We start from the raw sequence: 23,189 nt of genomic DNA, 5'->3' as shown, positions 1-23,189 counted from the left end.
AAACATACGCATAAAGCCAGCCGACCTTTGAGGGTCAAGCTGGCTTTATTTGCGTTCCTTGAGCTGTTTGCTGGAGCACACCCTATTCCGCCCCAGCCTCTTGGCTTCGTATAACGCGGCGTCGGCCTCCGATAACAGCTCGCCTGCAGGCGTGTCCGGGAAAGATGCCGCGCCGACGGATACGGTAGCCGTCAGACGGTTGCCGTTCGGCAGCCGGTAAACGTAAGATTCCGCTGCTTGCCGGATTCTTTCGGCGATTTCGAGAGCCCGTTCATGCGGACAGTCCGGTAAAATAATCGAGAACTCCTCGCCGCCGATGCGCGATATCGTGTCCTGGCTGCGCATCATGCCCGAAAGCATACGTCCGAATTGGGCCAGCACCGCATCGCCGGCGCCATGGCCGTAAGTATCGTTGATCTGCTTGAAATGATCGATGTCGAGAAGCAACAGAGACAGCGGCCGCTCCTGTGCATATACTCTCGTCAAGGCGGCTTGATAAGCGGTATTGAACGATCGCCGATTATTCAGTCCGGTTAAAAAATCTTTAACCGACGCGTCCTTCAGCTTCATCAGAGTCGCAGTCGATCGATTCAAATGACTGACCAAATAGGCGGTAAAATACCCTCCGCTGATGCCTACGCCCAAATAAATCGGGAGATATTCCAAGCTTCGCATTCCGAACGAATACAACATGCCTGCGCTTGAAATAACGGAAAAAGACAGTAAAAAAATCGTCCAGCGCGGCCACAGCGATGCGATGCGTTCCGCGGCCATCCCTGCGACCGCACCGAAGATGATAATGCTGACGCTGCCGGTAATGGACGCATGATTAAAGCCGCCAAAAAAAAGTACCCTGCCCAGCGCCACGATAAGACCGGCAGGCAGCGCTGCGGTCAACCCGCCGTACTGCGCGGCGACCATCACGGCCAAATAGCGCAGGTCAAGACGAGTCAGCTCGTCCAGCACCAAGCTGTAGCTCATCAGCACGATGCCGAAGCCGCCGCTTAATGTGCCGAAGAGCAGCTTGCGTCTGTTCGACGCGCGGATATCGACAGGCCGGTTTCGGAACAGCTGAGTGACCACGAACAAATACGCTGTGAGCAAGGCCATATTTGCAATTAAATTTTTGAGCACGTTCCACCTGCCTGTTCAATCGCTTAAGCTTATGACTGACTCGTTAGCAGAATTCACAAAACCGCTTAAGCAGCCGGCTTTTGCGAATGAAAAACCCAAAACCGGCTTCCCGCAAAGCTCACGGCAAGCGTGCACACCGTAGCAACAACCTTTCCTAATGCTTCGGATAGTCCCATTACCGAGACGAATACGTACAGCAGTACGATCGACAGCAGCAGCGTCACGCCGTTCAGGACGACGAATCTGACGATTTGCTTCCGCTCCGATTTCGGCCGGCTGCCCGCCTCCGCGGCGGCAGGGCGGAACGTCCAATTCCGGTTCCACAAATAACTGTTCAGCATCCCGCTCATAAATGACAACACTTGAGCCGGTACGTATCCCAGGCCGACGCCGGTCAGCGCAAAAAAAACGGCCATATCGATCCCTGTATTGAGCAGCCCTACAAGGTTGAATTTGATAAACTGCAGCAGTCCCTGCGACTTGGTCATGTGATTAACGCCCCGTTTGCGTTTGGTCTCGATCGGTCCCTTTGTTTCGGGTGACCTCACCTAATCTTATCGGAAACGATGCTCCAGAGCAAACGGCGGATAAACGCGGAGCATGCAGTTTTCCAAGCAAAATTCTTACCGCCGCGAAATTGATAAAAAATGACATGCAGCACCCCAATGTCTTTGGTAAAATATACATAATTGTTATCCTGCCGGCAGCGATGTATACGGGGATTTATTTCTTAGAGGATACCAAAAAACGATGCGAGGAGAATCGTCTTGCTTACTTCCCTTGAACACATGCAAATTCCGGTTCGTCAGATGGACCGGGCCATCTCATGGTATACCGAGTTTTTGGGCTTTCGATTGAGCAGCCGCGACGGCGACCGAATCGCCTTCCTTACTTTGCCGGAAGGGCCTCTTCTGATGTTATGGCAGACGCAAGACGATTCGACATATGCGCACTATACGGTGAACGGTACCGACTTTCCGGTGCTGTTGTACCGAACGGCCAGAATTCACGAGCTTCATGAAACGCTCGTAAAACACGATACGCGGATCCAACTGTACCAGAATGACGGATTTGGCTGGGTCCTTAAATTTTATGATCCGGAAGGAAACCTTTGGGGCGCCCTTCAGTTTCATGCGCCTCCCGGCAAACCCGAAAACGAAGCTTCGTAGATTAGGCTCCATAACATGCATAAGGGTACTGTCTCAATGGTCCCTTCCCCGCTCGTCGCTTGCATATACTGGAGTCCGAATTTGCCCGCTTGGAATCGAGTCCGGCTTCTTTTCCTCGCATGGAGTCCGAAAATGCCCGCTTGCAGCGGCTATTCGGCACTGCAGGCCGGAAAATCCTTGCTCCAAGCAGGCCAATTCGGACTAGAGCGCAGGGGGAAGCTTGATGCCCTGCTCCAAGTCGGCAGATTCGGACTACAGCCTGCGGAGCTGTTTCGATGGCAGCAGGTCTCGAATTCAGGCGAGCAAAAAAGCTTCCTTACCGCCCTAGGAGCGGTCTGGAAGCTTTTTTTGTATAAATATTAGGACGGGCTCATAGAGTCGTTCTCCGGACGAAACAAGGATAAACGACTTCGCCGTCCTAAACGCTTTCGAAGAAAGCGACTTCGTAAGCATAAGCTAAGGACAAATCGCGTTTACCGGGAAATGGAACAATCCGCCGAGGATAACCTTTCTGACATTCAAGAATAAACGGCTCCGCCGTACTTTGGGACGTGCGCGTTTACCGTTGAAATATAACCGCCCCTCGCGCAGCAGCGCGGGAGCGGCCTTGCAGCTGCGCCTTTTCCGGCGGTCAGCTGTAGAAAAACCATGTAGGGAACCAGCGAAGCACATACATGACGTACGACTTGCTGACGATCATTCCCGATAAAATCGGGTAAAACAGGACGAACAGTGCGATCGAGACGCCTACGTACGCATATGCTGCCTTTTTCCAGCCCGGCTTACGCTCGATCAGCGTCTTCAATCCGTACGTGATGCACAAGATCATGAAAGGCACCATCGCAAAATAATGGTAAATGAACGTCAGCCGCGTTACGAGCATCCACGGAACATACTGGGAGAAGTATGCGACGAGCACGACGATCATCCCTTTGTCGCGGCTGCGCGAGACGAGCCAAATCGTAACCGGCACGGCCAGCAGCCCAACCCACCAGACAGCCGGGTTGCCCATCGAAACGATACTGGATACCATGCCTTCTGGCAGCAAAGCCTGACCGCCGAAGTACCAGATCGGCTTGACGATAACCGGCCATTCCCACCAAGGAGAGCCGAACGAATGCGTCGCAACCAGCTTGCTGTGGTAATCGAACATGCTCTTCTGCGCGTCGATCAGCCCTTTAAGCGTATAATGTCCGCCGTCGCCCGTCAGCCACGGGATGAAAGACAGCGCATAGATGACGATAGGGATCGCGCCGAAAAACAGACAGCACCAGCCAAGCGTCGCTATCGTGCGGCGCGGGAACTGCTTGACCATCTCGCGGCACTGCTCCAGCATCGATTCCCCGTTTGCAGCGCCTTGGCCTTTAGCCGCAGCAAGCGCCCCTTTGGCCGCCTCGTATTCCCGATACCTTTCGTACAGGGACAGAAACAGCAAGAAAGCCAGTCCTGCGCCGCCATAGATGACGATCCATTTGGATGCCGCTCCGATCCCGAAAAACAATCCCGCCCAGAACAGCGGCACCAGCGTTTTACGGAACGGAACGCGGTAAAAATTCAACGTGAAATACCGGTACATGAAATAATACATCAGCATGATGAAAAAGACGCCGTACACGTCGATCGTGGCAATTCTCGTTTGCGCAAAATGCATAAAATCGGCTGCCAGCAGCGTCGTCGCGATTATCGCATAAGGCGTGCGCCGGAATATCCGCTTCGCGAATGCATACATAAGCGGCAGCATCGCGATGCCGATGACCGTTCCGACGATCCGCCAGCCGAACGGGTTCATCCCGAACAGCCAAATGCCGACCGAAATGAGCAGCTTGCCGAGCGGCGGATGCGTGTTCTCGTACGTTTGCAGACCGTGCAAATGCTCGAATGCGGTACGCGCGTGATAAATCTCGTCAAAATACGTGCCGTCGAGATAAGACGGCTTGTATTTCACCTTTTCCTGCTCGTCGAACCCTTTTAACGCATTTTCGTCAGCCGCTTCCCCTTGATTGACAATCGTAAACGGCAATGCCGCTTGACCGTCCTTTTCGAAGAAAGCCAGCTCATACAGCTCGAGCCCGGAGGTCTCGACGGTCAGCTTGGCATAACGCGCTTCCTGGCGGATTTGCAGGCTAGTCCAGGCAAATACCTTGACGTAGCTGATTTCCGCCGTTTGCGCTCCCTTTTCGGGCCAAGCGTTAAGCGAAGGTGCAAATTCCACCTTCAGCTTGCCGTCGCCGATGCCCGTATACAGATTGACGCGCTCGATCGACTTTGGCGCGCCGAAATCGAAGACGATCGTCTGGCCGCTCTTATCGGTCTTCCATGCCGTGGCGGGCGCAGTAGCCGAGCCGAGATTGACGAACGCGACTATCGCATAAATGAGCGTAATAACGCCCATCCAGAGCCCGTCTTTGCGGGATAAGCGGATATCGCCGCCGGTTCGGCTTCCTTCATCCGCTGCGGCTCCGCGATCCTCGAGCCCTGCCGCGCTTTCGCCGCCGACGCTTGCAGGCAGCGGACCGGACTTCTTCTTCTCGCCTTTGCGCTTGCGTTGTCCGGCAGCCAAGGCGCGTCCTTTGCCCGTTTCGCTCAATTGCAGATCGCCTGCCGCTTTGGCCGCCCAGCCGTCCTCCGCCGGCACCAGCTGCAGCGGCTGGACGATGCGAATGCGGCCCTTGACATAAATGTCGATGCAGACGTAAATCAGATAAGCATAAAGCAGCACGTTCGCGAGCGAGCTGATCATCAAAATCCCGTTCAGCTTATCGATCGCGGTTTGCTTCTGCATGCTCGCTTCCAGCACGTACGCCACATTGACGAAGTGGGTAAGCCCGAAGCCAAGAAACAGCTGCAGCATACGGCGATCCCGCGTGAACGCATAAACCGCCGGCAGCAAAATCAGCACGGGGAACATATAGCGCTCATGCATGCGGACACCGAGCACGAACATCGTAACGATCAGAAGCAGCGCTCCGGCGAACAGAACGGAACGGTCCTTCTCCAGCGCGCGTCCGCGGTACGTAACGTACAGCGTAACCGCAAGCGCCACGGCGATCGCGAAGTAGCCCCAGGTTTGGTAAGGCAGGAACAGCAGCTTGACGTCTTGATCGACCCAGTTGCCGCCCGTCAACGCGAATAAATTAAACGCGTTCAGCGTCGCATACGGATAAGAGCTTAGCGTTTCGCCGTACAGCTTGAATATCCAGCTTGCCGGCATATTGATTGCGAACGGCAGCGCCAGCAGCACGAACGTCACGAGCGATAGCAGCGCGCTGCGAATGATTTTAACGACCGAATGACGCAGCTCGTACCAGCCGAACAGCAGCACCGGCGTAAAGATAAGCGCCTGCGGCTTGACCAGGACGGCTAAAGCGAACAAAATCGATGCCCGCTCATAACGCTTGTCGAATATATCTTTGATGGTCATCAAGAGGAACATCGCAAAGAAGGAATCGACCTGCCCCCACACGGCGGAATTGACCCCGACGGCCGGAGCGAACGCATAGAGGAGCGCCAAGCCGAAGCCTATTCCTGCGGATAAGCGGCCGCGCGCGATCCGGTACAGCATATAAGCGGATACGATATCCGCAAAAATTGCCGGCAGCTTGATGAGCAGCAAATATGCCGGCGCGTCGAAGCCGAAGCCGAAAGCTTGCCGGATCGTCCCGATTAAGTAAAGCACGTACATATAACCGGGCGGATAATCGGAAAACTGATCCCCGGTATAAAAATGCATGATGCCGACGTCCGCAAGCCTGTCCGCCCAAGCGCGGAACGTCATCGTATCCGTCGCATACCCGGTCGTGGTCGGCGCGATCAGCAGACGGATTATGAAAGCCGCTGCGAGCGAAACCAGCACGATGCCGTGAATACGGTTCGGCGAAAGCGTTTCGAAGCCTTTGCGTCTGATCAGATAAATATAAACGAAGCCGAATAAGACCGTAAACAAGATGGAGAACAAGATGATCGGCGTCAGCGATACGGAAACATGGTCGTTCGGTCCCGTTTGCGAAACGGCGACCTCTTGCGGCTCGAACGAGACGGCTTTGAAGCCTGACGGCACGCTGCGAACTTCCTCCAGCGAAATATCGTCGAACCATGCGGTGCCGGTATTCAAGCTTCCGTAGCCCCCGAGCCTGACCGCAACCTGCAGCTCCGTCTGCTTAGGGCCGGTTTTGCCGTACAAGGTCAGCTGCTGCCACGCGCCGTTCGTGTCCTTCACGTCGGCGGACGTATCGAGAATGCCTAATACCGAGACGTTAGCGCCTTTGGCTGAAGCGCCCGCTTGCGATACCTTCGTCCAGGCGGACAGCTTGTATTTCGTATCGGGCTTTACGGCAAGCTTCTGCACAAGCTTGGCATCGTTCGGCCTGACGTTCTCGATTACGGCGGAACGAGTCCCGGTCCGGCCCTGTTCGGCGTCCATGCGAAATTTCGTTACTTCCGTTCCTTTGTCCCAAACATCCTGCTCCCAGCCCTGCGGAGTCGAAACATCCGCCGCTCCTTCCTCGAAGCCGGCGTTTTGCACCATATTTGCCGCAGCTTCCGCAGCCGCCGCATACTTGGCCCCCGGTACGCCCGCCCCCGTCCCCGAGCCGAATGCCAGAGCAGAAGTCAGCAAAGCCGAGAGTAAAATCCGTTTGCCGAATGTCATTGTCACGTTTCCCTCTCAATGATCCCGTATATGATCGGTATATTTTTTGGTGTTGCCGCGTACAACGCAAGGCGCGTCATTCCCTATTATGCCAAATTCCTCCGCCTCAGGATAGTAGCGGTTGCAACAAAATGCAAAAGGTTAAGACTTGCACTCCTTCTGACGGCTTTAGCCGCTCAATTGTTTCACAAAGGAACGAAATGGACGGAATCGCGAAGAGTAAAAACTGCGGGTTAAAAGGCTTTGTGCGGCCGCTTCGCATCATGCCTAAGGGGCTGCTCCATTGGAACAGCCCCTTGTCCGGCAATGATTATGGATGAATCCTGTTTAACAACCTGTCCATAAAGACAGCGACTTCCGCTCTTGTCGCAAGGCCTTCGGGATTCAGCATGCCTGCGTCGCCTTCGATCAAGCCTAGCTCGACCAAAGCGGCGATGCTGCCGGCCGCATATGCGGCGACTATTCCGCTGTCCGCGAAACCGCTCAGCCTTCCGGCATCTCCATTCGTTTGGAGCTCATTCATTTGGCTTAAAGCTCTAGCCGCAATCGTAAACAGTTCTTGGCGCGTGATCGCATGCTTCGGATTGAATGCATCGTCTCCTACGCCTTGTATAACGCCAAGCTGCTTGGCGATCCCAACCGCATCGTAGTAGTAGTCGCCGGCCTTAACATCTTCGAAATTCCCTTTGAACGCTGTCTTCAGCTCAAGCGTCCTGACCAAAAGCGTAACGAAATCCGCTCTCGTAATGTTCGCTTCTGGAGCGTATGTGTTCACATCCGTGCCTTGGATGATATCCCTCGCCGCCAAAGCTTCAATCGAAGCTTTCGCCCATGCATGGCTTCCGATATCGGCGAACGTTTTATTCGCGAACGCTACGGCAAATCGGCTGAAATGCTTGACTGAAAACGTTACCGTTCCCGTCGCCTTATCGTATTTTCCGTTCGGTACGGCAACGGCTTTTCCCGCTCCGTCGACGTACCAAATGACGATGGCGTGCGGGTTATTCATCTCTTCCGCCGACGGCTCGTAAGGAATGGCTACTTGAACCGGCGCATCCGGATTGCTCCATTCATGCACGTTGCCATTCACCTTAATATCCAGATCGATAACCGGACGATCACCGATCTGCTGACGTACTTGCTGCGGCAATCCTTCTTTGTCAGCAGCCCCGATTACCAGGCTTACCGTTTTGGCGGATTTCGCAGCCGCATCCTGGAGCATATTCGAAGGCAAAATCACAACCGCATGCGCGGAGACGATTTCGATTTTGGTATCCAAGCCGTTCTTCGTCAAGGCCTGCACAGGCAGCGAAATTTCAAGCTGCTTCGCGGCCGAATCGCCTTTAACTTCGATTTTGACCTTCTTCATGCCGCTAGCGTCGGCAGCAATGTCCTTTAATGCTTCTTCAAGCGCTTCTTCGCCGATCTCCGCTTTTACGGTCGAGCTCGAAGCATCCGGCTTGACGGTTACCGTCACTTTTCCTTTTTCCACTTTTGGAGCTTCAGGTTTATCCGTCGGTTCCGGAGGCTGGGCCGTACCGCCGTCATGGTCGCCCGATCCGGCAGGTTCTTCAGGATCGGTCGGCTTAACCGTTTCTTTTACCGTTATAATAATATCCGCAAATTTGGTAGCATCCGCCATGCTGGTTGCCCGTATCGTAGCGATTCCCTGCTTCAGCGCCCGTACGAAACCCGCATTCGAAACTTCCGCCACGCCTTTCGATCCCGTATCGATAACCGACCAGGTAACCGATTTGTTCGTTACATTTTCCGGAAGCACGGTTGCCGTCAACTGGAGCGTTTCTCCAGCCTTCAATTCAGCCTCCGTTTTGCCGAGCCTGACTTCCGCTACTTTCGGCTCAGCCGGCGTATCCTCCACTACGGTTAGCGTAAAGTCCGCATACTTGGTCAAATCGTACTTGCTATATGCGCGGATCGTCGCGGTTCCCGGCATAAGAGCCTCAACCATTCCCGTTTCCGACACTTTCGCCACCTTCGATGAATGCTCTCCGTATACGGACCAGATGACCGTTCGGTCGCTAACATGATCCGGCAGCACCTCTGCCTTCAATTGAAGCGTCTCGCCTGCTTTCAGCTGTCCGGATGTCCGATCGAGACGGACTTCGTCGACCTTCACTTCGGAAAGCTTGTCTACCGTAATGACGCTGTCGGCATATACCGATTCGATCACGGATTGCGCGCGAACGATTGCCTTCCCCACCTTATGTGCCGTTACGATGCCGTCTTCGCCGACGGTTACTACCCCTTCCGACGAAGCGTCATATACCGACCATGTCACGCTCTTGTTAAAAGCATTGTCCGGCTTTACCGTCGCATTCAGCTTTTCGCTTTCCCCGACCGTTAAGCTGACGCTCGGCTTATCGATCGTCACGGCTTCAGGAGGAAACTTCATGAGCTTAAACTGATCCACAATCCGATCGTTGATCGTTTTCACGACGAATCTCATTTCGTCTCCGTCGATTTCCGCGGCGACATACATTTGCACTTTTTCGCCGTCGGTTACTTTTTGCCAGCTCCGCTCGACAACCTGATAAAATTTCGGTCCGCTCGAGCCCCCGACAATATAAGTCGTGCCTTCGCCTTCGCCGACGACTTCATTGCCTTTCATCGGGTATGTGCGCAAATAAATATGATCGTGACCGTTCATGACAAGATCGACGTTAAACTCGTCGAAAATCGGTGTCCAGACGTTCCGGATATGCTCGGAATCATACATGCTTCCGTAAGGACCGCGATGGAACGCGACCAGCTTCCACTTCTTGTCCGTATTGGCCAAATCGTTACGCAGCCACTCCTTCTGCAGCTCGAAGTCGTATTCACTGTTTAGGACAACAAAATGCGCATCCTTATAATCGAATGAGAAATTCGTTCCTTTCAAGCTGTCGATGCCGTTCTGAGGATGATTGAAGTGCGCCAGAAAATCCTCGTTTTTCCTTGTCCCCGTCACTTCGTGGTTGCCGACTACGGGTACGACCGTCGTTTTCATCAGCTCTCCTTGAGCGGCATTGAACCACATATTCCATTCGTTCTCCCTGAAGCCGTCTTCCACAAGATCGCCGCCCTGCACGACAAACTCGGCATCAGGGTTATCGGCCATCGCTTTCTTCAAAATATCGCCCCAGAGCTTAAAATCAGCTTCCTTCGTCGCCTGGGAATCGCCCAGGAAAATGAACTTGGTACGCTCTCCCGTTGCCGCAGCCGTTTGGAAGAAGCCTTGTGGACTGTAATTGCCGGCGCCGTCGCCGACGCGGTACACGTAATGCGTTCCCGGCTCGAGACCTTCCGCAACCGACTTGTGGACTCTGACCGTTCCGATATCGAATGTGTTGAACATATAGCTGCCGCCGGTAAATTTCATCACGTTCGGCTGGCTGAAATCGGCGAACTCGGATGCTTTGACTACCTCGACTACGGTTCCTTCCGTCCCCGGATTCGTATGCCATGTAAATGCGCGGGATACCGTCGGATCCGCCCCCATCGTGACACTGACATTGTTAGGTACCGGACTTCCCGCCAGCTTCGATACTTTAAATTTCTCGATCGCGCTGTACATGGTTCCTTTTACCGCCTGAAGCAGATACGGGGTCTCATTCACCTCCGCGGTAAGCGCGCTTGTTTGCAGCACCCCGTCTGCATTCGTCAATCCCACTGTCGTTCCATCGGCGTACTGAACGGTCACGCCTTCGACAGACGCGCCGTTTTCGTCCGTAACCTTAAAGGTCGTTTTCATTCCCTCTACGATGCCAAACTCGTCCCAGGTCAGCTTCAGATGGTTTTTAACCGCAGCGACTGCGGGCAATCCGTAAAAGCCGAATTGCGTATCGCCCTTATCCGTAAACGTAATCGAACCGTTTTTGAATGCGGTGCTCAACTCGCCGGCAGCATCCGATTTGACGCTGAAACGGATCTGCCCCATGATATCCTGATCGGTTAAGCCGGCTTGATAGAGATTGCTGAACTGAACGCGAACCGTTCCCGATACCGGATCGATAACGGAAGACAGCTGATTTTCAGCAAGCTTGCCGCCTTTTACGACTTGCAGCGCCTCCACCTTCGAAGGATCGAAGCCGAACTCGATATGCCCGTCACGAATGGCGGACGCTTTTACCGCCTTCAGATCAAGCGAATACGTGTTGCCGGCATACACTTCATTCGGGCTCTCGTATACGATTTTCGAAGATCCCGTATCGACCGTAAATGTCCATTCCTTTTCCGTCCGGTTGCCGGACAAGTCTCTGATTTTGAGCTTCGCCTGATGTACGCCGTCCGCCAGCGGCACGTTCGGCGTATAGTGAATCTGTCCTTTCGGCGGGTAAAGCGTATGCTGCACGATTACGCCGTCGACATAAAGCCGGATTTTGTCCGGATCGATCAGCGTAGTTCCCGGATGGACGGCGGGATCGTACCCGAAATCCTCGCCGATCGCCTGAATTTTCGGCGTGCTCGTATGAACCGTACTGCCTTCGGCAGGGGTGAACTCTTTGAGAATCGGCGCATCCATGTCGTCGTCAACCGGCCCGTAGACCGCCCGGAGCTGATCGATATAAAGAACGCCGTCCGTCTTGTTGTCGTTCTTCGTTTCCATATACCGGATCGGCTGGTCCATACGCAGCGGGAGCGGTCTGCCTTGCGGCACGACGGCCTCCAAGTAACGCCAGCCGGTGAAGTCTACGCCCACGGTCTGGTCGACGAAGTCGATCCCGACCGCGGCTCCGTTACCGTCGCGGATTTGTCCGCGAAGCCAGTGCTTTTTGCCGTCTCCGTAAACCCAGACGCTTATTTTTTCCGGGTACCCTGGAATTTGGATATTCGTGGATAAGTCCTGTGCCGTAATATAGGCGCCTGACGTGCCGATCGTTTCCCGGAAATCGTACTCCAGCTTAGCGGCCTTATTGCCGAAACGGACAAAATCCTCGTTCGTTTCTTCGCTGACTTTGACGGATTGGAATCTCGCTCCGTCGCTCGGCTTGTAATTGCCTACGCCGTTTTCGAAATCTTCCAAGACTACCGGAGGAAGTCCGATGTTGACGTCCATCGACGTCTCGACGTTGTTATGCGTCACGTAAATTTTACCGCTCTTTTCCGTTTCGCCGGTCGCGGTAAACTCGCCGTTCGCATCGATCGAGCCGATCGGCCCTTCGACGCGCCAGCCGAATTTGCCATTGTCCGCCACAACGACTTGGCCGTCACGCAATGCCGCTACCGAAAGCTTTACCTTCTCCCCGACCGCAAAGGTTTTCACCTTATCCGGAAACTTCAGCTCCGTAAGCGCATCGACGACTTCGACTTTGCCGTTTCCCGTCAAGCCGTTAGCCGTAACGGTAATATCGGCGGTTCCAGCCGTAGTGCCTGCCGTAAACTTGCCGGACGGCTCAATCGTCCCCAGAGCAGGGGCAACCGCCCAATTCGGCGTTCCTTCGAAAACAGCCGGGTGCCCGTTCGCATCGACTGCAGCCGTTTGGAGCGCTATGGAAGATCCGGCAAGAACGCGTTCCATATTCGGCTGAACGACAAGCTTCGATGCCGGACCTTCAGGCGATTTATTGACCAGCAGCATACCATTGGCCGTTTTGCGCTCGCTTCCGTCCGAAGGCCGGTTCAGCACTTTCCGCTTAACCTCGCCGGGAAGCTTCGCCACGAAGGTTGCGGAGCCGCCGCCGTCCAAGCAAAGCGCATTGACGACGCCCATTTCCTTCATGATTTTGCCGAGATCGTCGTACGAAACGCCCTCGCTGAAGCCCGGCGCTCTGCCGTCGATTTCGATCATGACGACCGACCCGTCGGCTTTCGTGCCGATCCCGACCCGCGGATACAACGCTTTGTCTTCATGCGTTTGCGCAACGCCGTCTTTGACGAGCATGAAGACGCCGCCGATCGCCATTTTGACGTCCTTCCATTTGTCTTCCAGCTCAAATTTGGCCGACAGCTCGTCGCCGATCTGAAGACCGGCCAGCTCCGCACGGTACTTCCCGGATGCGGACAGGACGACTTGACCTGGCGCGAGCGTCGTGTTCCCTTTATCCTTATGAATGGCGGAAACCTTCAGCTTCATCGTTTGCCCGCTCTTCACTTCGCCTTCCAGGACGTCAAGCACCACCTCATCGCCCAAGTCGTTCGTCATCGTCGACGTATGGAAAGACGATGTATACAGCATCAACGCTTCCGAATTTTCACGCATCCGGTTGATGTGCGATATATTCAACGTTTTCGCGCCGATCGTAAGCGTTCTTTGCAAAACCGGGCTTAACCCGTAAACGGTCGTGCCGTCATTTTTCAAGCCGAAAGCAAGCCAATCCGTCGGCGCAGGAGGACTCGTCAAAATTTCGCCGTCCCCCATAAACAAGCCTAAAGGCACGCCCGTCGACATATCGTAAAAGTCGCCGTTGATCGCGGCAATAACCCGATTGCCTTCTTTATCGGCATCGTCCGCCATCTTCGTAACGCCTGTCATACCGTAAACCTTGCCGTCCGTTTTGCCGGGCTGCAAATCGAGCGACGTATTTTGCGGATCGAATTCGAGTACGTGCACCTTCTCCAAGCCCTGCGACAGCTTCATATCGTACCAGGAATAGTTCGCACCCGGCCCGATCTCCATCTTGCGCTCGTCCAACACTTGCCCGAATGCAGGCTGTGCGCCGGCAGTCGAAGCACCGCCGAGGGGAGCCGCGATCGTAAAGATCATCAATAATGAAAAAAATAAGGCCAACCTGCGCTGTGTTCGTTTCATTTTCGTTTCTTAGCCTCCTGCCTGGAATATGCGTGTGCGGGATGCCCGTAAAAAGCGAAATACCGGCATCCGCCACCTGCAACATGTCCAGTATACAAACGGATAGAGTCCAAGTAATGGAACGATATTACTTTTTATTCGCCGATCTTCTTCTTAACGAAATCTTATAATAATCCCCGGTATAAAGGTCTATCAGCGTCTTGGGATTTGCAAAAAAACGCGCTGCCTCCCTTTAAGCAGGGAAGTGCGCGTTTTAAAACTGTACGGCCTGAAAACCCGAGCCGATACCCTATAAAGAGGAACATTCAGTACACGCCGAGCTTTTTACGAAACTCGTTGGGCGTCATGCGGACGGCGCTTTTAAACGACTTGTTAAAATATTGCACTGTCGCAAACCCGACCTCATGAGCGACTTCATAAATCATCACATTCGGCCGCAGCAGAAGCTCCTTCGCCTTTCGAATCCTTACCGAATTCACATATTCGATAAACGAATAACCGGTCGTCCGTTTAAACTGGGCGCTAAAATACGATACGCTCATCCCGAAGCGTTCGCTGATTTCAGTCAGCGTGAACGATTTTCCGTAATTCTCTTGTATGTAGCCGCAAGCCATCTTGATGACAAGCTTTCCGTTATTGTCGGCAAGCGCTGCCGAACGGGCAATCCAAAGCTCCGCCAATCTCTGAAAATAGGCATCGACGCCTTCATCCGAACGACGCCTGAAGCATGGTTCGTACGGATAGCCGTTCCGCTCGAACCATTCGTGCCATTTCCGAGCAAACATGCGCAGCATGCCAAGTCCGGCTCCTCGCCTTCCTTCCTGCGGATCGCGCATCGCACGAACGATGTCCGCCTGCTCCCGCATGATGTCGGCCGGACTCCTGCCATTCAAATCGGCAAAAAACTTCTCCACTCGCTGAAACAGTCTCATGGAGCTTCGCACATATTCAAGCCGCCTGGCTGCGAGCCGAAGCGCATAAGCCAGTTCATTTCCGTTTATCGGCTTCGGCAAAAAGTCGACAGCACCGTGCCGCATCGCTTGCCGTATGAGCTCGGGATCCGAACAATCGCCGACGGCTATCGCGGCAATCGGTAAGTTTTGCTCGTCGATATGCCGAAGCAGCGACATTCCGTCCAAATTGCTTGATCCCGTATCGGTTATGAGAACGGCAGGCCAGCCCTTATCGATTTCCATGCGCGCGTTTTCTGCGTCCTCCGCTTCTCCTACAATTGCATGTCCGAATGCCCTCGCCATCTGTCCAACCGCTTCCCGTACCGACATTTCGCTACTTGCGATCATAATATGAAGCATAACGTCCCCCTCCATGCTCCGAACTTAGCATAAATCGAAAGCAGCGGGTACCCGGGAACGAGAAACTTATTAATTTCTTTATATTAGCGAAACAATAACAACGTAAGACTTTACCGCATAAAATGGCGCCGCGATTGTCCCGCTGCCTTACGGCAGCTCTTTCGTCTGAAATGACAGCGCGACATCCAATACGCCGCTTTTCCCGCCGAGCAGGCCCAGATCGCTTTTGCCGTTGCCGTCGAAGTCGCGGACGATCAGCCCGGCTCCCGGTTCTCCCCAAGGACCGAACCGCGGCGTCTTGCGGTATTTGCCGTCTTCGCCCTTTAACATGACGGTCGCCGTCATCTCGCCGCCGTCCCAGAACAACAGATCCTCTTTGCCGTCTCCGTTGAAATCGCCCAAGCGCAGCTCGCCGTCGGCTTCCGGAGCGTCGAGCCGGAACCGGCTCGCTTTCCACTGCAGCGTTGCCGGATCGAACAACAGATCGATGCAGCTGTTCGAAGCAAGCTTCGGAATCCAAAGATGCTCTGCGGTGCCTGTTCCGCCTGCTCTGCTGATCAGCCATCTTTTGTCAGATACGGACCGCACCTTCATCGGCACCGTCGGCTTAAGCTCGCCGCTTTTCAAGTAAAACCCTTGCAGCTCGCTTTTTTCCTTGGATGTACCTGCGATGACCCAGCTTCCGTCAGCTTGCCTCAGCGGATATATATCCTGCCAGTCGAACGCCGCCGCTGTTTTCCAGGTGCGGTCCAATACGAAAGCCGTGCCGTTCGAGCGGTATGCCTCGACCTTGCCGGAAGTCCGCAGCAGCCATAAATCGCTCTTGCCGTCGTTGTCGTAGTCGAACATCGCTGCTTTATCTCCTGCATCGAAGGAAGCGTCCAGCCACTTTTCCCCGGCTTGCCTAGGGAAGTTCCGCAATCCGCTATAGCTGCCCCGGATCACATTAAAACCGCCTTTCGCGGAATCGCGCACGACGATATCGGTTACCCCGTCACCGTTCGCGTCGCCTAGCCGAACGAACGTTTCGTTAGCGTCGAACCGGACGCTATACTCAGGCGTAAAGGGCACAAAATCCTGCAGCGAATAAAACGAATAACCTTTATCGCGTACGCCGGCGATCAGCTTTTGCAGGATCGACTTGCCGTTTGATGCGTAGGCGAATTCCGGCAGCCCGTCCCGCAGTACGGGATTTCCATCATTGTCGAGCACAGGCTGCAAATGACTGAATTCCAGAAAAGGATGATAGAAAAACGAAGCCAAACGCTGCCTTTTGCCGAGCTGATTCAGAATCAGCTTCTCGTCTTTATTGTACGGAATGTAGGAAAACGGAGTCGGCACATATACCGCCCCTAACGTTGCGGAACCCGCTCCCTTATTGCGGACGTTATGGTAAAAAACGTTTTTCTGACTAGGCATGCTTCTTTCGTTCTCGTAAACGATGCCGAAAAAAGAGCGGAACACGTCATCCTGCGCAGCTGCCGAGTGATAATGCGGCACTTCCCAAAACTTCGGCGTAATCCCAGCGGCTTGCAGGATTCGAACCCCGGCTTCCAAACGTCCCTCGGCAAAGGCGGGCAGGCTCGTTTCCGGTATTCCCGCCACATCGAATTCATTGCCGATCCCCGATTCGTGATGCCCGTCATCGCGTCTCGTTTGGCCGAACTGATGCGTATAACCGTGCATGCCGATGACCGCGCCGCTGCGTTCGGCATTTTTCAGTACGTTCGTAAAGGAGCGGATATAAGGATTGTCCTGGCTGTCAAGCGAGCGGTCGTACACCGACTGATCCGGCATAAAATTAAGCCAGCGCGGAATGACGCCTATCTGATAGCGCACATTGTTCCCGCTCAAGTATTCCAGCACGGTTCGCAGCTTTCCCAACTGCTCGGGAGATTCGTATTGTCCGCCCGGCCCGATATCCTCCAAGCGCATCAAAACGACCTTTGGTTCGCCGGATTCGCCGGCTGCTGTAAACAAACGGTCATAATAACCGAATAATGCCGTCACCAATAACAGGGCCATGCCGTAACGGACCCAAGCACGTTTCTTCATACGTTCGAGACAACCTCCACAAAATCCATATAAGTCCGCTTTGATCTACCTATTATTTCGTTATTCCCCCTCGAGCCATTCCTGCACGATAATACGTTTCCAGGGATAACCCCGGTTAGACGATAGCCGTTCATCGTTCAATCGCTTGGGAGCAGTCGATATAAAACGCTTTCATTAGAAGAGCAATGCGACTTTATTTTATCATTTCAAATGCGCTGTGCATACTTGAACATAATTACCTCCACTGGATAAAAATGGGTCAAAAAAGAGCACCCGACGGATCGTGTCGAATGCTCGGCGCTTATTTATTTACAACGTATAAGTACGGAAAAGACTCTCCTGCCTCAGGTCGCATCAAGCTTGCAGCTCGGATAATGCGATTTTGCGAACCTTCAGCCTCGAAAGACAAATGCCGTCTTCCTCTTCCCCTGCGCAGTAAGCAAGAAGCACCGCCTCGCCTGTAAAATGAATAGCCGTATAGCAGCAGCCGTTGCCGTCTTCTTCCCGTTCGACGGCGAAGTGGCCGCACCATGTCCTGCCGTCGTCCTTGCTGACCGCCCCGATCAGCGGCGTCCGGCCCCAGCTGTGCTTCTCGATCTTGCGCGTATTGTATGCCGGAATCGGGTTCCAAATCGCGAGCAAATCGCCGTTAAGCGGATTGCGCTTCATCGATAACGGCGAGCATGGCGATGTGAACGCAGACGGCGCAGGGGTGCTCCACGATTCCCCTCCGTCACTGGAGAACGTCTCGTACTGGCAGCCGAGGTCGGTTCGCGCCCATCCCCAAAGCGTTCCGTTCGCAAGCTCGATGACGCCCGGCTCCTGCATGTCGCTCTGCGAATGCGGCGATCCGATCGAGCAGAAGTTGCGGGCCTCGCGCCAAGTCGCGCCGTCGTCGTCGGACAAGAAGAAAAACGTGACCGCTCTGCCGTCAAACTTGCCCCACTCGCTATCGCTCGTCTTCATGCGGTGAAAGCCGGCAGGGACGACAAGTCTTCCGGACGACAACCGGACGACCCTGTCGTTGTTCGTCACGTAGTATCCTGCAGCCGGCACGCAGCATACCGGCTCGCCCCAGGTCAAGCCTTCGTCGGAGGAACGCCGCAGATGAAGCCGCATATCCTGGAAGCCGTAGCGAAGCAGGTAAAACAAGCCGATGTCGCCGTTCGTCATCCGCAGCAGCGATACGCTCATTATGTTAAGCGCATCATGATCTTCGGGCTGAGCGATGACGGAATCGCCGCTCCAAGTATCTCCTCCGTCGGACGAGAAACGGGCCGCGATGCATGCCTTCGCGATGTCGTCCGCCGAATCGCCGGTAAATCTGCTGTAGGCGAACATAAGCCGCCCGTCATATAAATCGAGAAACGCGCCTTCGCTATTTCTCGGGTTTCCCTCGACGGGACGCAAATCCAGTACGATCGTTCCTTTTTGCTCCACGCTCTCCACTCCCTGCTATAGGTTACAAAATATTAAGATGCGATTGCTTTATCTGCAAAATGGTATAACCATAATATCTTTCTTTCATAATGTAAGAGTAGCCTATCCTTAAGCAGGAATCAACCCGGAATTTTGCGAAATATTCCCCGGAACCGGAAGCCCCAAAACATTCAATCGCTTCAAATGCACAAGGATAAACGACTTCGAAGAAAGCGACTTCGTAAGCATACGCTAAGGGATGAGCGCGTTTACCGGGAATTGGAACTATCAGCGGAGGATATACTTCCTGACAATTAAAAAAAACCGGCCATTTCTGACCGGTTTTCTTTGATAACGCGCAAACTATTTCTTCGCTGCCAGCCAGTCGCCCAGCGCCTGGATTTCATCGTCCTTCAGCTTGCCTTTGTAAGCCGGCATGCCGCCTCCGCCGTTCTGGATTTTGGCCGCAATTTTATCCTTGTCCAGTTTGCCGCCGACCTTTTGCAGGTTCGGCCCCATTTTGCCGGCGAGATCCGCGCCGTGACAGGATACGCAGTTCTGCTTATAGATCGATTCCGCATTCGCCGCAGTCGTCGTAGCCGCAGGCGATCCGCTTGCCGGTGCCGATGGAGACGGCGACGCTTCCTTGCTTCCTCCGCCGCATGCGGTAAGCGCAACGGCCAAAGCCGCAGCCGATACGAGCATAGCCAATTTCTTCTTCATAATGTTAGCCTCCTTCAGAGTGCTTGATCGATACATAGATTGGTTACAACGATTGGATGATAAACCCAGTCCGCTCCCTTATAGGGTACACTTCGTAGGGTTGGCAAGCAAGTGACAAATCGATGAACCGCCTTTTACTCGCCGGCTCGCTCGTATACCCGGTCGTTCTCATCCTTGGAAACCAGCTTGTACGCTCCAGATACGGTCTCTCCGTCAATCTTGCGGCAGACCGCAGGATAAATAACGGGCTTCTGCGTCAGAAAACGGCGATCAATGGCCCCGTCGTTGCGGATCAGCAGCTCGCATATGATTCTTGCACTCTGTACGCCTTCGCGCAAATAGCGGGTTACCGCCTCTTGCTGGCGTTCGGTAAGCTTGTCGCCGGTTTGGGCGGAAGACGACGGCGCCGCTTCGCCATATATGTCGGCAGTGAAGCCTCGCTGCACGCCTGGCGTCTCCGCAGCCGCCGAAGGCTTAGGAGCAGCCGGCGGTTCGCCGAACAGATCGAACGTCAGCTGATCGCTGCTGTCCGCGAACAGATCGAGCTGCTCCATGCCGAAGCCGGGATGCCCGCCCGATAAGACAGGCTCAGGCCGCCCGACAGCGCTTGAGCCTGTCTGGCCGATCTGCTCGCGCGCCGAATCGTCCCAGCCGCCGCTTCGCGTTCCGGAAACGCCTGGAGCCGGTCGCGGCAACCGGTCAAGATGTTCGCGGACAAGCGCCTTGAGCTTGGCCGTTTGCCGTTCCAGCAGCGGCAGTCCGAGCTTGATATGCTCGGCAATGTCCGGGGGTAGCTCAAGATCTGCCGGAATATCCCTGACGGCATTCGAAAGCTTCCAGCCTTCCTTAACTTTGCCCAATATTTCGGACAACTCGTAATCGATGACCTGAAAGCCCTTGAGAATCGCCTGCACCGTCTTCGCATCGATGCCCGTATGCATCTCCAAATGATCGATGCCGAACCGTTTCACTTCCGCGGTCGCTTTATTTTGAACCGTGTGCTGGTATCGAAGCGCCCGTCCGCATTCGCACTTATATTCCTCGCTGACATGCCCGGCGTCGATATAGCCGATATAAATCCAATCGTTCAATAAACTTTCGATATCCTCGTAAGAGGCGGTTTCCGGAATGACAGCGCCTTTTTGCTCGGCCATCTGCCGCGCAAACTGCGTTCTTCTTCCGCGTTTCATCCGCTCCTCGAGGAATGTCCGCTTCTCGTCGGCCAATGTCCGAAAAATCGCGTCCCTCTCTTCAACTGAAAGCAGCTGTTTCACCGCATATCGCCTCCGTTCCGATCCGGTAGTCCGGTCTTTTTCCCATTATACCGTATAACAGGAAGGACGGGACAGCCGGTAAGCCGAAAACAGCGGCAATCGGTGTCGATTACTGCTTACATTGGGGAAGATTGTTGCACGGCTTACAACTTTTCTGCCAGTTCACGGCCTTCCGAGGGCAATTTGTTGCATGCCGTACAACTTTTCTGCCCGTTCACGGCCTTCCGAGGGCAATTTGTTGCATGCCGTACAACTTTTCTGCCCTTGCACGGCCTTCCCGGGGCAGATTGTTGCATGCCGTACAACTTTTCTGCCCGTTCACGGCCTTCCGAGGGCAGATTGTTGCATGCCGTACAACTTTTCTGCCCTTGCACAGCCTTCCGAGGGCAGTTTGTTGCATGCCGTACAACTTTTCTGCCCTTGCACAGCCTTCAGAGGGCGGATTGTTGCATGCCGTACAACTTTTCTGCCCTTGCATGGCCTTCCGGCGGCAGATTGTTGCAATGCTTACAACTTTTCTGCCCTTGCATGGCCTTCCGGCGGCAGATTGTTGCACGGCTTACAACTTTTTGCCCTTCCACGGCCTTCCGAGGGCAGTTTGTTGCATGCTGTACAACTTTTCTGCCCTTGCACGGCCTTCCGGGGGCAGATTGTTGCATGCCGTACAACTTTTCTGCCCTTGCACGGCCTTCCGGGGGCAGATTGTTGCATGCCGTACTACTTTTCTGCCCGTTCACGGCCTTCCGAGGGCAGATTGTTGCATGCCGTACTACTTTTCTGCCCTACCACGGCCTTACGGGGGGCAAATTGTTGCATGCCGTACAACTTTTCTGCCATAACACGACCTTCCGAGGGAAGATTGTTGCATGCCATACAACTTTTCTGCCATAACACGACCTTACGAGGGAAGATTGTTGCATGCCGTACAACTTTTCTGCCCTTCTACAGCCTTACGGGTACAGATATTGCACAGCCACAACTACCGCCGCTTCCCGCCGAACAACTGGTTACGTCGAGCGCATCGTCCTGAACTCCTGCGGCGTCGTTTCGTTTTGCTTTTTGAAGAAGCGGATGAACGCAAGTCCCGAGTTGTACCCGAGAGCTGCGGCGATATCGTTCACCTTCATGTCGCTGCCGAGAAGCAGCTCCTTCGCTCTCAAGTTCCGGTAATCGTTGATGTAATCCGACATGCCGATTCCCGTAATCTGCTTATACAGCCGGGAAAAATAAGACGGGTTCAGCCCGACGTGATCCGCGATCGCATTCAAGGAAATGTCCGTAGCTATATGCGCTTCAATGAAAAGATGCGCCTTCTGCACCACCTCGGAGGGCAGCTGCTCGCCTTTCGCCGCATGCCAGTCGAACAGGCAATCCGCCGTTTGCATAAAATATTGCTTCAAAAACTGCCACGACGTTTTATCGCGAAGCTCGAGCAATGGCGTCAAATCATGAGCGGCGTTCAAATAAACGCGCATGTCCTCGCTTTTGTTGATATGGGCCAAAAAGACGGCGGCCATCGCGTGATACAATTCCTTTTTCCGCTCGTACGGAAAGCTGTCGCAGGTCCAAACCTCCGTCAAATCGAGGTACAAATTGTAAAATTCGTCGCGGTGGCTGTTCTCCAGACATTTGCCGAGCAGCTGGACGCGGGCATGGTGAAAATAATCGCTTCGGCTGTCCCCAGTCGCGCCTACGTCTCCCCGTCTGATATCCGTGTCGCTTAAGATCACTTCGCTCGATAATCCGATGCCGGAAACGAAGCCGTACTTCAAACTGTGAAAACGGTCGAAAACGCCGCTCCACGCCACGGGCTCGCTGCCCAGCATGAACGATACCGGAAGCTGCAGCAGCTTTTTGCATGTCGCTTGGATTGTCTCCAGCATGCCGCTTAAGTAGGTGGCCGTCTTTTTCCAATCCGGCTCGGAGGCCTCCTGCGCCATTCGCGAATCCGCGCCGGGCTGGATGAACCAGACGACTTTGGCTTGGTCGTACACATAGGAATAGCTGCGGACGAACGGCGCCAAATATTCTTCGGCGATATTTTGAACGGCGTAAATAAGCAGCGCTTTATCCGGAGCCGTCATCATGTCCTTCCAGCCGTCGACCCGCCCAAGCAGCAAAAATACCGGCATGTCCGCACGCAGCGGCATATCGATATCTTGAAAGTGGCTTGCCAGTTGGCCGTCCGAAACCGGCTTGCCTTGCAGAAGCCCGGAAACGTACTCGCGCTGCAGCGACGGAAGCGCCATTCGCATCCGGTTGTTCGCGCGTTCGTACATTCGCCGCTGATCGAATTCCTCATCGAATTTGGCGATCGCCCGTTCGACGGAGCTTATGATTTTATCGTCGCTTTCGATCTTCAGAATGTATTCGAAGCTCCCGTACTTGACGGCGCTCTGCACATAATGAAAGTCGTTATAGCCGGTCAGGAAAATAACTTTGCACGCCGGCCACTGCGCTTTAATCTCCTTCAGAAGCTCGATGCCCTCAAGCCCGGGCATCTTGATGTCGGAGATGACGATATCGACGCGGTTGCTCTGGAGCACCTCGAGCGCTTCTTCGCCGGAGTAAGCCTTGAGAACGTCAAGCTCCAAATGGCCCGTTTGCTCGAAAAGCTCGATCAATCCGTCCACGATGATCGGCAAATCGTCGACGACCAGCAATCTGTACATGCTGACTCCTCCTCAAGCGTTTCTGAATAACCTT

Annotated in this window: 12 protein-coding genes; 2 read left to right on the top strand and 10 right to left on the bottom strand. The window is 54.2% G+C overall.

Translation table 11 applies throughout. The annotated features are described in order from the left end of the window. Positions 1-45 precede the first annotated feature (45 nt). Positions 46-1,134 (bottom strand): diguanylate cyclase, encoded by a 1,089-nt coding sequence (locus tag DQG23_RS15855; protein ID WP_113031832.1) that lies wholly within the window; start codon positions 1,132-1,134, stop codon positions 46-48. A gap of 65 nt (positions 1,135-1,199) precedes the next feature. Next, the gene (locus DQG23_RS15850; RefSeq protein WP_113031831.1) at positions 1,200-1,622 is read right to left on the bottom strand and encodes a GtrA family protein; all 423 of its coding nucleotides are present in this window, start codon (positions 1,620-1,622) and stop codon (positions 1,200-1,202) included. Between the two features lie 279 nt (positions 1,623-1,901). Between DQG23_RS15850 and DQG23_RS15845 the strand changes: the two genes are divergently transcribed. Both DQG23_RS15845 and DQG23_RS15840 read left to right on the top strand, forming a co-directional pair. After that, complete coding sequence (locus DQG23_RS15845) at positions 1,902-2,303, top strand: VOC family protein (RefSeq protein ID WP_113031830.1); 402 nt, start codon at positions 1,902-1,904, stop codon at positions 2,301-2,303. Positions 2,304-2,435: 132 nt separating this feature from the next. Then, a complete protein-coding gene (locus DQG23_RS15840) occupies positions 2,436-2,666 on the top strand; it encodes a hypothetical protein (protein ID WP_113031829.1) in 231 nt (76 codons plus the stop codon). A 268-nt stretch (positions 2,667-2,934) separates the two neighbouring features. Here DQG23_RS15840 and DQG23_RS15835 read toward each other — a convergent pair whose 3' ends face one another. From DQG23_RS15835 to DQG23_RS15800, 8 genes are all read right to left on the bottom strand, one after another. Beyond that, positions 2,935-6,951: a glycosyltransferase family 39 protein gene (locus DQG23_RS15835; RefSeq protein WP_113031828.1), complete on the bottom strand. Its 4,017-nt coding sequence runs from the start codon at positions 6,949-6,951 to the stop codon at positions 2,935-2,937. Between the two features lie 310 nt (positions 6,952-7,261). Continuing rightward, on the bottom strand, positions 7,262-13,699 hold the full coding sequence (locus DQG23_RS15830) for a phosphodiester glycosidase family protein (RefSeq protein WP_113031827.1): 6,438 nt from the start codon (positions 13,697-13,699) through the stop codon (positions 7,262-7,264). Positions 13,700-14,004: 305 nt separating this feature from the next. Next, on the bottom strand, positions 14,005-15,012 hold the full coding sequence (locus tag DQG23_RS15825) for an AraC family transcriptional regulator (RefSeq protein ID WP_158560549.1): 1,008 nt from the start codon (positions 15,010-15,012) through the stop codon (positions 14,005-14,007). A 147-nt stretch (positions 15,013-15,159) separates the two neighbouring features. Then, complete coding sequence (locus DQG23_RS15820) at positions 15,160-17,067, bottom strand: DUF2334 domain-containing protein (RefSeq protein WP_113031825.1); 1,908 nt, start codon at positions 17,065-17,067, stop codon at positions 15,160-15,162. Between the two features lie 354 nt (positions 17,068-17,421). After that, positions 17,422-18,507 carry a sialidase family protein gene (locus DQG23_RS15815; RefSeq protein WP_202865922.1) on the bottom strand — a complete coding sequence of 362 codons (1,086 nt, stop codon included), beginning with the start codon at positions 18,505-18,507 and terminating at the stop codon, positions 17,422-17,424. 342 nt (positions 18,508-18,849) lie between these two features. After that, on the bottom strand, positions 18,850-19,209 hold the full coding sequence (locus DQG23_RS15810) for a c-type cytochrome (RefSeq protein ID WP_113031824.1): 360 nt from the start codon (positions 19,207-19,209) through the stop codon (positions 18,850-18,852). A 134-nt stretch (positions 19,210-19,343) separates the two neighbouring features. After that, positions 19,344-20,483 (bottom strand): DUF3895 domain-containing protein, encoded by a 1,140-nt coding sequence (locus DQG23_RS15805; protein ID WP_238177903.1) that lies wholly within the window; start codon positions 20,481-20,483, stop codon positions 19,344-19,346. Positions 20,484-21,490: 1,007 nt separating this feature from the next. Next, positions 21,491-23,155 carry a response regulator gene (locus tag DQG23_RS15800; protein ID WP_113031823.1) on the bottom strand — a complete coding sequence of 555 codons (1,665 nt, stop codon included), beginning with the start codon at positions 23,153-23,155 and terminating at the stop codon, positions 21,491-21,493. Positions 23,156-23,189 lie beyond the last annotated feature (34 nt).

It is taken from the genome of Paenibacillus contaminans (assembly GCF_003285015.1).
Lineage (GTDB): Bacteria > Bacillota > Bacilli > Paenibacillales > NBRC-103111 > Paenibacillus_V > Paenibacillus_V contaminans.
This window is presented reverse-complemented; position numbering and strand designations above follow the sequence as displayed.

Excerpts from the sequence above, each read along its gene's own strand:
- DQG23_RS15850 (WP_113031831.1), bottom strand. The coding sequence starts at position 1,622 with ATGACCAAGTCGCAGGGACTGCTGCAGTTTATCAAATTCAACCTTGTA.
- DQG23_RS15840 (WP_113031829.1), top strand. The coding sequence starts at position 2,436 with ATGCCCGCTTGCAGCGGCTATTCGGCACTGCAGGCCGGAAAATCCTTG.
- DQG23_RS15835 (WP_113031828.1), bottom strand. The coding sequence starts at position 6,951 with ATGACATTCGGCAAACGGATTTTACTCTCGGCTTTGCTGACTTCTGCT.
- DQG23_RS15830 (WP_113031827.1), bottom strand. The coding sequence starts at position 13,699 with ATGAAACGAACACAGCGCAGGTTGGCCTTATTTTTTTCATTATTGATG.
- DQG23_RS15825 (WP_158560549.1), bottom strand. The coding sequence starts at position 15,012 with ATGCTTCATATTATGATCGCAAGTAGCGAAATGTCGGTACGGGAAGCG.
- DQG23_RS15820 (WP_113031825.1), bottom strand. The coding sequence starts at position 17,067 with ATGAAGAAACGTGCTTGGGTCCGTTACGGCATGGCCCTGTTATTGGTG.
- DQG23_RS15810 (WP_113031824.1), bottom strand. The coding sequence starts at position 19,209 with ATGAAGAAGAAATTGGCTATGCTCGTATCGGCTGCGGCTTTGGCCGTT.
- DQG23_RS15800 (WP_113031823.1), bottom strand. The coding sequence starts at position 23,155 with ATGTACAGATTGCTGGTCGTCGACGATTTGCCGATCATCGTGGACGGA.